This window comes from Candidatus Poribacteria bacterium (assembly GCA_021162805.1).
In the GTDB taxonomy this organism is placed as follows: Bacteria; Poribacteria; WGA-4E; order B28-G17; family B28-G17; genus JAGGXZ01.
In genome coordinates this window covers 1-11,011 of the sequence record JAGGXZ010000001.1, presented here as the reverse complement: position 1 = coordinate 11,011, position 11,011 = coordinate 1, and the positions used below count along the sequence as shown (strand labels likewise).

Below are 11,011 nucleotides of genomic sequence, written 5' to 3'. Positions count from 1 at the left end.
GGGTTAAGCTGTGCCTGAATCAGCTAAAGAGGCCGCAGAGGGAGATAGAGCCTGTGGGGTTGGATTCACATCCCCAGCTTATTGGGATAGGGGATCATCCAGTTGATTTGGGCAAGTATGATCTGTTATTGGAAGGAGGAGATGAATGAGCGAAGATATGCTTCTGGATAGCTACCTGAAACAGTTGAAGCTACCGACCTTCCAGGCCAATTGGCGAAGCTTCAGTGAGGATGCAGCAAGAGGGAACTTAAGCTATGGGAGGTTTCTGTTAGCTCTGGCAGAACAGGAGGTGGCCCAGAGGGAGAGGAACCGGCAGGATAAGAGGATCAAGGCAGCCCGATTCCCAGTGATGAAGGAGTTAGGTGATTTCGACTTTACAGCCATCCCTTCGTTGAACAAGGGGAAAGTGTTGCAATTGGCACAGGGAGGCTACATTCAAAAGGCTGAGCCCATCATCATGATAGGCCCACCGGGGGTAGGCAAGAGTCACATAGCGATAGGATTGGGATTGGAGGCATGTAGGGGAGGGTATAAGGTTCGCTTTTACAACGCTGCAGGGCTGGTGAATGATCTTATACAGGCACAGGATGATCACAGGCTGGGCAAGTTCCTCTCCACGGTGGTGAAGCATCATCTTATCATCCTGGACGAGTTGGGCTTTATCCCATTTAGCGAAGTGGGATCACAGTTGGTCTTCCAGTTCTGCTCCGCGTTGTATGAGAGGGTGGCAATGATAGTGACGAGCAACCTGAGATTCGCCGATTGGTCGGGAGTATTTGGAGATGAGCGGTTGACGGGAGCTCTGTTGGACAGGCTGACGTATAGAGCCCATATACTTGAGTTTGTCGGAGAGTCATATAGGTTCCGTCAGAGGATGAGGAGGGAGGAAGAGGTGAGGAATGAGGCCTGAGGGGGTGGACTCCTTTTCGATTGTCAAATGGGCCTCTTTTCGGTTGACAAAAACAAATTCACTTGCCTTTGACCGCTTGCTTGTGTTAGAATGAAATACGCTATGGGAGCATTAAGGCATAGGATCGCAGAGTATATCCAGAAAAGCCAGTCGCTCGGTATACTTCCACAGCAGGTTGTGTTGACCGGCGAGACCTTCAAGGGGCTTCTGAAAGATGAGCTGGTTCAGAGGCTGATAGAAAAGGGAAATCATCCCATAACTGCCGTGACAAATTCCCTAGGCCTGCCGGTTGAGATAGGCGAGAGAAACGAGATCATAGGCAAAGGATTCATTCCCGCTAGATGCCCTAAATGCGGCAGACCCATATTCAACCCCAGGGTGAGGATCACGGACGTGGCGAAGATCATAAGATATCTGGAGCGATTCGGCAAACAGGAGATGATATGCACGTGCGGTCATTCCTTCGCCCTGGATGTCGAGGAGAAAAGGCTTGAGATAGATATGGAAGGGATATCAACCATGACGAAATGCCCCAGATGTGGGGGGGAGATCAGATTTCTCAGCAGCACGGAGGCGTTCTGTCTCAACTGCGGATGGGATAACCTCAAGCCTCTAAGCATGAAGGGAAAGAGGAAGCGCTCTCCCAGGTAGATGGGTCAAGCAAGCTCCCTACCGGTTGTGGTCATGGTCAGCTTACCATGTTTAACCCCACGGGTGCTTATCAGCTTCTCAGCCAGCTTCTGTATGAAACTCGCCTTGCCTCTGATCACCAGCACTTCGAGACAGTTATCCCTGTCGAGATGCACGTGCAGGGTGGAGATGATATGCCTGTAATGCTCATGCTGAATGTGGGTGAGCCTGGCGTTGATCTCCCGGACATTATGATCGTATACCAGCGTGACTGTGCCCACCATATCCTCATCCCCGGCCCATTCCTGCTCGACGATGTAATCCCTGATCAGATCCCTTATCGCCTCCGACCTGTTGCCATATCCCTTTCTCTCTATCAGGTCATCGAATTGGCGAAGGAGCCTTTCATCCATCGAGACCCCGAATCTGACGATGGCCATTTAGCTTCCCTCCCTAATCCCAGGGGAATCTCGACTCCAATATATCGGCGAATCCGGGCACAAGTCCGACATCACAGAGGATGAAATGGGCCTCCACGGGTTTATCCCCCCTGGCCAGCTTAACCTCGATCAGGTTCCAACCGACCTTCAGGTTTGTGTTCACATAATATGGAGGATATCCGCCGTAGTTGGGACGGGGTATATGGCTCGGATCGTCCGCCCGAATTATCTCCCTCCCGTTCAGCCTAACCCTGACGTTGCCGTTGGTCGGGAAACCGATCCTGGCCTCCCTATCATCGGGCGAATAGAGATAATGTCTCATCAATATCACGCCGGGTCTGCCGTTGAAGATCGGCTCCAGATCGAGCTGGTTCTCCTCGAACCAGATCTCCTCCCATGAGACCATCCTTCCGTCGATCCCCTTCCACACGCCGTCGATATCGAACTCCTCCTCCGGCGGAAGGAGGTTCTCGAGCGAGGAACCGTCATCGGGGAACGGGCCGACAATCAGCCATTTCGATGCGCCCACCAGGACGATCGGGATCACCTCAGGAGCAGGACGATCTGATAGCTCGATGTTGAGCATCGCCCTGTTGCTTATCTCCAGCTTTGATGGCTTAACCATAAGCTCATATCCCAGCCATACCTCTCCCCCGGGTGGGATGGAGATCATTTCCTCCCCGGCCGGGCGGACCTTAAATCCCTTTGGCGCCATCAGCTTGGCCTTCAGCTTCAGGGGAACGGGGTTGGGATTTTGGAGTTTCACGCTGACCATTTTGGGGATATCGGCCCTCAGGGCTGGGGAACCCAGATAGTCAAGGGTGACGTTCAGCGAGTTGAGGCTGAACTCCACCTGATAGGGGTCCTTATGCCACAGCGATTTGACCGTGTCATCCGGACCGAAGATAAGGGAGCTCAGCTCGCTCAGATCGGTCCTCTCGCCTATGAGGACGGGGGCATCGAAATAGGTAAGCAGCTTTCTACCCATGTTGCACGTCCTATCGGTCAGTTCCTGAAGGTTCGTCGGTGCGGTAAAGTTCTGAAGTCCCCCCCATGACTCGTTGGTGGCGATCTCATCCCCCAGTGGTTTCGTCCATTTCTCCGGAAGACCTTTTCTGCCTAGGATTATGCCTAATATAGCCCCCAACGTGGCTCCTGTGCAGTCCGTATCGTATCCGCAGTTGACCGCCGTGCATATCGATCTGCCGAAATCCCCCTCCCCAGCCAGCCATCCCAAGACCGTGAAGGCGATGTTCTGAACGGAATCGGTGACGTTGGGGTGACCGTATTTATCCAGTATCTTCCCTCTGATCTCCTTCCAATCCGGATTTTCGGAGAACCATTTTCTGGTGTCCTGGACGGCCTGAGCGGTGCGGCACTCTGGAGGTATCATGCTCAGCCCGATATCGAGCAGTTTTTCTCTATCCGATATGAGGAAAGCGGCGCTTTCAACGGCTGCGAAGAACATCTCGCCGTAGACGCTTTCCCCTCCGGCGTGGTCCACGATGGCGTCCTGATATGCGTATCTCGCCGCTAGGTTTGGGCATCCGGGCGCGAGGCAGGCCCAGATCTCAGATCGTATCGGACAGCCCATGCTGTTCTTGAACCAGTTGTTGAAAACGCCCGAGACCGGCGGTCTAAGTCCCTTTTTGAGATTCGTCTTGTTCAGCCCATATTCATCCCAGTTATAGAAGATATGATTGAGCCAATACTCGGCCAGTTTCTGAGCATCCAGGTCGAATCCCTCCTTCTCCATCGCCTCAAGCCATATGAGCTGCATCTCCAGGTCGTCGTTCGGTATGCCTCCCTCCTCGAGTCTGGGATACCAGTCCAGGTCGAGGATCTCTTTTCTTCCCTCCATCGGCGCCCCGAGGGTGCCTCCGCAATTCTTACCCATCCAACATCCATAGACCTTATCCCAATAATCCTCCCATGAAAGAATCACCTTTCCCATGAGCAACCTCTCCTTTCCTTCTCTTTACCTCTAGAGGTTTCTGAGGTGGCAAGTCCAAAGCTTATCCATCTTGCCAGAGCCGGAATTCCTTTTTCTGAGTTCATATCAATTTTTCTCCAGGTGCTGCGGTGAGCATCGGTATTGAATTCAATTGCATTATATACTACTCTAACATATTACGTCAACTTCTGGATGGTACCCCCCTATCCCATTTTATAAAAAGATCCTTACCTTTCGCAGATCTTCGATCAATACTTTCTCCAGAGGTTTTCCCGTCTCGGCGAGGAGATATCTTATATGTCTCTCTTCGCAGAATCGCTCAATATCTCGGAGAAACCTCCCAACCCGACGCCGGTATTCGCTCAGGTTCTCCTCGTCAGCGGTTATCTCCCTTGCCTCGCCTGTTTCCACATCCACCAGCCTCAGCTCACCCGATAGGCGGGGATTTAACTCCTCTGACGCCAGCACTTGAATGACGTTCACCTCGAACCTGTTGTAAAGCAGGTATTTCAGTGGCTCGGAGAAGCCCTTCGGATCCAGCAGATCCGAGATGAGGAAGAGTAGACCAGGACGCGGGGAACGGCGGACGAATTGAGCGAGGGAGCGAAACAGGTCCGTATCCCCGCCGGGTTTTAAATCGGAAAGCCTTCTCATCAAGTCTATAGCACCTCGAGCGGAGGAGAACCTTCGCGGGGGCAAGATACGATTGTTGAAGGGTATCATCCAGACGAAGTCATAGTTGGAAAGCGCTACGTGCGCTGTTCCGGCGGCGATCGAGGCCGCCATCTCAAATTTGCCGAATCCCATAGAACCGCTGATATCTATCATCAGGTAGACATCCACCCTTTCCTCCAAGGTGAATTGTCTGAGGTAGAGTCTATCGAGCCTGGCATAGACCCTCCAATCCAGATATCTCAGCTCATCCCCCGGAACGTATATCCTGTAATCTGCGAACTCCATTCCCACCCCTTTGTGAGGGCTACGTCGCCGCCCTCTCATCGAGCCGCTGAACCTGCGAATGACATTGAGCCGGAAGGTCGAAAGTCGTCTCAGAAGGTCGGGGGATAGATCCATGAAAACCTCCCATAGCTGGTTGCGGATGGCGTGATGCGTGGAGCGTGATATACCTGCGCCCTAGATCCTTTCCAGCCTGGCGTATTCAGGCATGAGCGTCTTCTCCTCGCCCGAGTCGAAACGAACGGTCACCCTCACATCAACCCCTTTGCCGGTGACCTTTAAGATCGTCCCCGCGCCCCACCTCGGGTGTCTGACCCTCTCCCCCTTCTTGAACTTCCCGTCGGTATCATGATAACCCCTCACCGTCTCGGCGATTACCCTCATGATGGTGTCCTCGGAGGGTTTGAGCGTGCGGGTGAGCTCACGCGGTATTTCATCCAGAAATCGAGATGGGATGCCGTAGATCTCGTAGCCGAAGAGCCTTCTCTTGGACGCCCTGGTGAGATAGACCAACTTCCTGGCCCTGGTTATCCCCACATAACAGAGCCTTCTCTCCTCCTCCAGCTCCGCCTCGCTGTCGAAGGATCGCTGATGGGGGAAAAGCCCCTCCTCCATTCCGGTTATAAAGACCACGTCGAACTCCAAACCTTTAGCGCTGTGAAGGGTCATCAGGACGACCCTATCCTCCTCGCCGAGCTCATCCGCTCCCGTCACCAGGGAAACCTCCTCCAGAAATCCCGTCAGCGTCGGCTGATCGGTTCTCTCCTCGTATTCCTCCGTCGCTGACAGCAGCTCCCTTACGTTTTCGACCCGGCTTTCGGCCTCAGGTGTTTTCTCCTGGAGAAGGTAGCTTATGTAATCCGTTCTTTCGAGGAGATCGCGTATGATCTGAGTGGGAGATAGGGAAAGATCAAACGATTCCATGAGCTGGATGAAGTCTGCTATGGGTTTTTGCGCCCTCCCTATTTCAGGCACTTCTCCCCTTGCAGCGGCCTTCATCGCCTCATAAAGCGTCAGGAAATTGCGTTCGGCATACTCGGCCAATCTCCTCATACTCGTTTCGCCGATACGTCTGGGCGGCACGTTTATGATCCTGCGGAGGCTAACGGAATCGTTCCGGTTGACCATCACCCTCAGATACGCTAACACGTCTTTGATCTCTCTCCTATCGTAAAACCTGACATTTCCCACGATGGTATAGGGGATTCCGGCGCGCCGCATCGCCTCCTCGAGGTTTCTCGATTGAGCGTTGATCCTGTAGAAGATGGCGATCTCGCCGAACCTCACCCCTTCGCTCACCAAACGCTTGATCTGGGAGGCGATGAAATCTCCCTCCTCGGCCTCGTCTTCGGCCTCGTAGATCACGAGCTTTTCCCCCTCCTCGTTCTCAGTCCACAGTCTCTTCTCCTTGCGATATCTGTTTTGGGATATAACGTGGTATGCGGCGTCGAGTATCTTTTGGGTTGAGCGGTAGTTCTGTTCAAGCTTAACCACCTTCGTTTCGGGATAATCCCGTTCGAAATCGAGTATGTTTCTGATATCCGCCCCTCGCCAGGAGTAGATCCCCTGGTCGTCATCTCCGACGACGCAGATGTTGCGATGTGCCGATGCCAATAGGTTCACCAGCCTGTACTGGGCGAAGTTGGTGTCCTGATACTCGTCCACCATTATGTATCTGAATCTGTTCTGATATCGCTCGAGCACGTCCGGACACTCATCAAACAGCCTGACGCAAAGCATGATCAGGTCCCCGAAGTCGAGGGCGTTGTTCTCCCTGAGCTTCGATTGATACTCCTTGTATAATTTGGCAACGATGGTCTCGAAGTATTCAGTAGCCGATGCGGCGTATTGGTCGTAATCGATAAGCTCGTTTTTGGCCCGACTTATGGCGCCGATTATGGAACGTGGATTATATCTCCTCTCCGAAAGGTTCAGCTCACGCATCACCTCCCTCATGAGTCCGATCTGATCCGACTCATCATATATGGTGAATGAGGAGGAATATCCTAATCTCTCGATCTCCCTTCGCAATATCCTTGCACATGTGGAGTGAAAGGTTCCGACCCATATCGTTCGTGCGGGCAATCCTATAAGTCTCTCCAGCCTTTCCTTCATCTCACCGGCGGCCTTGTTGGTGAAGGTGACGGCAAGTATGTTAAAGGGGGATACCTTTTTCGCCTTTATGAGGTAAGCGATCCTGTAGGTTATAACCCGCGTCTTGCCGCTGCCGGCACCGGAGAGGATCAGCAGGGGACCTTCGGTGTGCGTAACGGCCTCGCGCTGTGATTGGTTCAACTGATCGAGCATCATCCTAACTTCATCCATCATCTCCTCCTGAATAAAAGCCATCTTCGTTCTCCTCACCCTCCGCTATTATCACGGCTCCCGGACCGTAGTATCTGAGATTTGGATCCTCAGATGAAACCCTATAATTCGCCATCGCCCGACCACCTTAGATTTCCGAAGATGATATCGTATTTTACCACATGCCTGATGGTTAGGCAATCTCCAAGATCAAAATCCAGTCCTGATAGAGGGGCGGCCGTGATAACAGTGGTTTCCAGTTTCCCTGTTTGTTCGGTCTCACCTCTCCTACGACCATCTCATCGCCGTTCACGGGATTAAACAGGTGAGCTCGATATGAAACGTCCGACTCGATCTCCCTCACCGTTATTCCCTCCTATCTCACCAGATGGAGCCAATCGCTCAGCAGAAATCGCATTCTGCCGATCAGAATAGCTATACGTCCCATGATCGTGTTTCCGAAGGCCGAACCGAACCCTATCATCAGGAAGATCATGCCGAGTCGTGAGATCCATCTGATCCCTCCCCTGTGTTCGGCGGAGAAGAAGAAATAGGTCAGCGTGCTTAGGACGCCTATCACCATGAGAACGGCGTTGAAGATCTGGAAGGGACTCAGCTTCCCCAACATCCCGAAGGGTGAGATGGTTCCGTACATCTGTTGGTAGATGTTCATCTGGAGCGCCAGCGGCAGGGCGATTCCCGTTCCCAACCCCAGTGAGAAGGCTATGGGGTATCTGACCAGCCAACTCAATCTGGGGATGAACCTCATGAAGAATAACATGCCGATGATCGCCGGCAGTATGACGGTCAGTTTCTCCGGCTCGCCTGTGAACCCGGCCTTGAGATACTTCCAAACATATGGGACGAAGCCATCTCTATAGGTCAGCACAGCGGAATACCCCATTGCCACACCTACGAAAAGGTGTTCGGCGAATTTATAGAAGGGGTTATCTTTATAGAGAAAGCTATATATGCAGAGCGTAAGCAAAGCCGCTATCCATATCCCCATCTATCTCCTCCTTCTCGCCAGGAAGAACTCCACGTTCCCGATCACCACAAGCAGGATGACCAGGACGTGGGCGATAGACTGTATGCTGAGACCGAGCATTCCGAAGCCCGGATGATCGATGAGCTTCTCATATTCGGCAGCGCCGAGCATCCCGGGGATCACCCCGACGAGCTGCTGAGCCTGGATGTAAGGATAGAGCTGTGAGACGATCACCATCGTCACCGCTGCCGCTAATTTCTGATCGAACTTGGTGTATGCATAGGTTATCCACGCCTCAACGCTGTCGCCAGCCGCAAGATCGACCAGTAGGTCCACATCCCTATAGTTCCTCACCCTCTTCATCAGAGGGAACTGTGAGATCGGCCTCTTTTTATAATCCGTATCGAACACCTTACCGATCCTCTCGCCCATCTGGAGCATGACGGTCGAGAACCCCGCCCTGTAGCCTAGGTAGACGTAATCCTCCCCATATTTTTTCCCCATCTCTTTCCCGACGAGCTCAAATGCCTTCTGTCCCAGCAGCTTTCCGGTGGGCCATAGCGCTATTCCTATCGCCTTTATGTTTTTCTTAAAGCAGTGTCTGAGTACCGCTTCGGCGACGGGCTGAAGTTCCGGGGCGGTTGACGGGCCGTAATCGAAGGAGAGGATAACCACTGAACCTTCGGGAAGCTTATCTATGTAATCATAGACCATCCTCGTGGAATCCGATACCCTCTTGACGGGGAAGTAGATCTTCGCAAGTATAGGCACAGCCACCGCTAAAGCCACCAAGATGTAGATGAACCACCTTATCCTCATTCTCCCCCTCCGAAGTGCGATCTCTCGATTCCTAGGATTATCTTCAGCGACTGGGCTACGCCTCCAAGCCCCACTCCCAGATATATCGCTCTCCTGGAAGCCATATTCGGGTTGAACAGTATCCAGTCTTTCACCTTCACCGGCAATCCCTCGGGCAGGAATCCCATCTTGAGCTTAAGCCAATCCCAGATGTTGTTCCCTATCGGGATATTACCGATCATCACCAGAACGGCCGCCACCAGAAGCAGCGTTGCCTCTAACGTTCGAGCTCTGAACGCCCTGTAGGCGGCCGAGACGATGAAGAAGGCTAACAGCGAGAACATGGTGGAATCCAAAGGAACTTGGACGTTATAGAAAAGCCAGTCGAAAAACCTCTCCTCCTTCATATCGGCCAGCCAGGCGATGATCATCCCCACCAAGCCGGCTATCAGGACGGAGCTGTAGAAGGCGTTAGGCCCTCCACGTCTTATCCTTCTGGTGTGGATTCCCAAAAGCGTTCCCAGTCCTATCACAAACCCGAAGACCGCTATCACCCTCAACCAGTTGACCATCTCCTCGTAAAGCGCTTGGGAGTACTGATGGGGGATGAAGAACTGGATAGCCATCGCCATGCCGCATATGAAGCAGATCAGAAGCGGTATTCTCTGTCTCATCCCTTCACCTCGTCTTGGCTATGTTGAAGAACTCCGTCGCCCAGTGAAAACCCAACATCTCCGAGATGAGCCCCAGAATGAGCATCGCCATGAGGATGAGCTTCCCGATGTCCTGCCCTCGCACCGTCCCTAAAAGCTTGGGCTCCTTGGACAGGTACGCGCTTGCGGCGAACATCTCCTCCCCTATTAAGGTGTAATCACAGGCGGCTATAAAGAAAGGTAGCTGGGCATCGGAGGTGGTTCCGGCGATCTGGATCGCGCCTACCGTATTGGCTGTCTCGGCCAGGATGAGCGATTCGGCGTAGAAATACCCCTGTAGAAACACAGCCCCCGGCCTCTCCCGCGCCATTATTCCGTCAACAGCTGCCGCATACGCGAACTGCATATCGGATAGGAAGAAAACATCGCTTTCGACATATCGATCCGGCCTTCCGACCTGTGAGTAGGAGTTCCGAACGATCTCCCTGACGATGTTCATAACGACCGGATCGAAACACGGCACCAGAAGCCTCGTCTCATATTCGGCGCATCTCCGTGCGACCTGCGCGAGTATGTTCATCGATGCGATGGTGGTTAAACTTCCCGCTCCGGATAACCCCAGAACATAGAGAACCGGCCTGCCCATCTCCGTCGCCCTGCCTATCGCCTCGTCCACCGCCTCCAGTCCTGGGATCTTTCGTATCCTCATATCCGGATGCGCCGTATAGAGGCTCACCAGGATAACGGCGGAGAGGACAACTAAACCGACCAAAACCCATATCCTTCCCGTGTGAAACCATTCGCCCGTGGGCTTTACAGGTCCTACCACCGCCGATCTCGACTCCCCTCCTTTTCCATCCAGAGCAACCAAGATGTAGTAGTAGGACTTATTCGGCCTGACCGTCTCGTCAATATAGGTGTTTTTTTCGGATGAGAGGGGCTTATCCAGGATGGGCTTAAATTCGCCTGAGGGAGATTCGGAGCGGAGGATGTTGTATCCGGCCGTGTCCTTAACCGGCTTCCAGGAAATTACCACCCTATTTCCGGAGTCGTTAGGAGCGTCCTTCAATGTGACCTGCTGAGGTGGAGATATGGCCAAAGCTGCTATAGGCGGGATGAGGAGGATGATCCAGATTGTATATACCGTTATCTTCCACATCTCCTCAACCTCCATCGATTTAAACGGCGGATTGCTGAGGACAAGTATATCACATCATCGCATTACACTTCAAGATTGACAGGGGATAAACCAGGGCTTTTCAACGCTTTGATAAAGGTAAAATCTCCCCTCCCAGCACCAAAGGCCGAAAAAGAATCAAATCTTTTCATCTTCTCATCCCTATCCTTCTACCTTTATCACCTCTCTTTCCTTTAATC

Annotated in this window: 11 protein-coding genes; 2 read left to right on the top strand and 9 right to left on the bottom strand. The window is 52.8% G+C overall.

Annotation, left to right across the window (positions count from 1 at the left end):
* Positions 1-145 precede the first annotated feature (145 nt).
* Positions 146-910 (top strand): IS21-like element helper ATPase IstB, encoded by a 765-nt coding sequence (gene istB / locus J7M22_00055; GenBank protein ID MCD6504988.1) that lies wholly within the window; start codon positions 146-148, stop codon positions 908-910.
* A 102-nt stretch (positions 911-1,012) separates the two neighbouring features.
* Entirely contained in the window at positions 1,013-1,561 is a 549-nt protein-coding gene (locus J7M22_00050) for a hypothetical protein (GenBank protein ID MCD6504987.1), read from the top strand.
* A 5-nt stretch (positions 1,562-1,566) separates the two neighbouring features.
* Here the strand turns inward: J7M22_00050 and nikR are convergent, their stop codons facing one another.
* The 9 genes from nikR to J7M22_00005 all read right to left on the bottom strand — a co-directional run bounded on the left by nikR (position 1,567) and on the right by J7M22_00005 (position 10,793).
* Entirely contained in the window at positions 1,567-1,980 is a 414-nt protein-coding gene (gene nikR, locus J7M22_00045; protein MCD6504986.1) for a nickel-responsive transcriptional regulator NikR, read from the bottom strand.
* Positions 1,981-1,993: 13 nt separating this feature from the next.
* A complete protein-coding gene (locus J7M22_00040; protein MCD6504985.1) occupies positions 1,994-3,934 on the bottom strand; it encodes an ADP-ribosylglycohydrolase family protein in 1,941 nt (646 codons plus the stop codon).
* A 213-nt stretch (positions 3,935-4,147) separates the two neighbouring features.
* Complete coding sequence (locus J7M22_00035; protein ID MCD6504984.1) at positions 4,148-5,008, bottom strand: DUF58 domain-containing protein; 861 nt, start codon at positions 5,006-5,008, stop codon at positions 4,148-4,150.
* A 60-nt stretch (positions 5,009-5,068) separates the two neighbouring features.
* Positions 5,069-7,216, bottom strand: a complete 2,148-nt coding sequence (gene pcrA / locus J7M22_00030) for a DNA helicase PcrA (GenBank protein MCD6504983.1) — start codon at positions 7,214-7,216, stop codon at positions 5,069-5,071.
* A gap of 172 nt (positions 7,217-7,388) precedes the next feature.
* Positions 7,389-7,559: a hypothetical protein gene (locus J7M22_00025; GenBank protein MCD6504982.1), complete on the bottom strand. Its 171-nt coding sequence runs from the start codon at positions 7,557-7,559 to the stop codon at positions 7,389-7,391.
* A 12-nt stretch (positions 7,560-7,571) separates the two neighbouring features.
* A complete protein-coding gene (locus tag J7M22_00020; GenBank protein MCD6504981.1) occupies positions 7,572-8,204 on the bottom strand; it encodes a hypothetical protein in 633 nt (210 codons plus the stop codon).
* Complete coding sequence (locus tag J7M22_00015; protein ID MCD6504980.1) at positions 8,205-9,002, bottom strand: hypothetical protein; 798 nt, start codon at positions 9,000-9,002, stop codon at positions 8,205-8,207.
* Positions 8,999-9,655: a hypothetical protein gene (locus tag J7M22_00010; GenBank protein ID MCD6504979.1), complete on the bottom strand. Its 657-nt coding sequence runs from the start codon at positions 9,653-9,655 to the stop codon at positions 8,999-9,001. Before J7M22_00010 ends, J7M22_00015 begins: the two co-directional genes overlap by 4 nt.
* A gap of 4 nt (positions 9,656-9,659) precedes the next feature.
* The gene (locus J7M22_00005; GenBank protein MCD6504978.1) at positions 9,660-10,793 is read right to left on the bottom strand and encodes a hypothetical protein; all 1,134 of its coding nucleotides are present in this window, start codon (positions 10,791-10,793) and stop codon (positions 9,660-9,662) included.
* Between the last annotated feature and the right edge of the window lie 218 nt (positions 10,794-11,011).

What these genes read in the sequence shown, in the direction of transcription:
- J7M22_00035 (MCD6504984.1), bottom strand. Translation starts at nt 5,008, where the DNA reads ATGGATCTATCCCCCGACCTTCTGAGACGACTTTCGACCTTCCGGCTC.
- J7M22_00010 (MCD6504979.1), bottom strand. Translation starts at nt 9,655, where the DNA reads ATGAGACAGAGAATACCGCTTCTGATCTGCTTCATATGCGGCATGGCG.
- nikR (MCD6504986.1), bottom strand. Translation starts at nt 1,980, where the DNA reads ATGGCCATCGTCAGATTCGGGGTCTCGATGGATGAAAGGCTCCTTCGC.
- J7M22_00005 (MCD6504978.1), bottom strand. Translation starts at nt 10,793, where the DNA reads ATGTGGAAGATAACGGTATATACAATCTGGATCATCCTCCTCATCCCG.
- J7M22_00050 (MCD6504987.1), top strand. Translation starts at nt 1,013, where the DNA reads ATGGGAGCATTAAGGCATAGGATCGCAGAGTATATCCAGAAAAGCCAG.
- J7M22_00015 (MCD6504980.1), bottom strand. Translation starts at nt 9,002, where the DNA reads ATGAGGATAAGGTGGTTCATCTACATCTTGGTGGCTTTAGCGGTGGCT.
- J7M22_00040 (MCD6504985.1), bottom strand. Translation starts at nt 3,934, where the DNA reads ATGGGAAAGGTGATTCTTTCATGGGAGGATTATTGGGATAAGGTCTAT.
- pcrA (MCD6504983.1), bottom strand. Translation starts at nt 7,216, where the DNA reads ATGGATGAAGTTAGGATGATGCTCGATCAGTTGAACCAATCACAGCGC.
- J7M22_00020 (MCD6504981.1), bottom strand. Translation starts at nt 8,204, where the DNA reads ATGGGGATATGGATAGCGGCTTTGCTTACGCTCTGCATATATAGCTTT.
- istB (MCD6504988.1), top strand. Translation starts at nt 146, where the DNA reads ATGAGCGAAGATATGCTTCTGGATAGCTACCTGAAACAGTTGAAGCTA.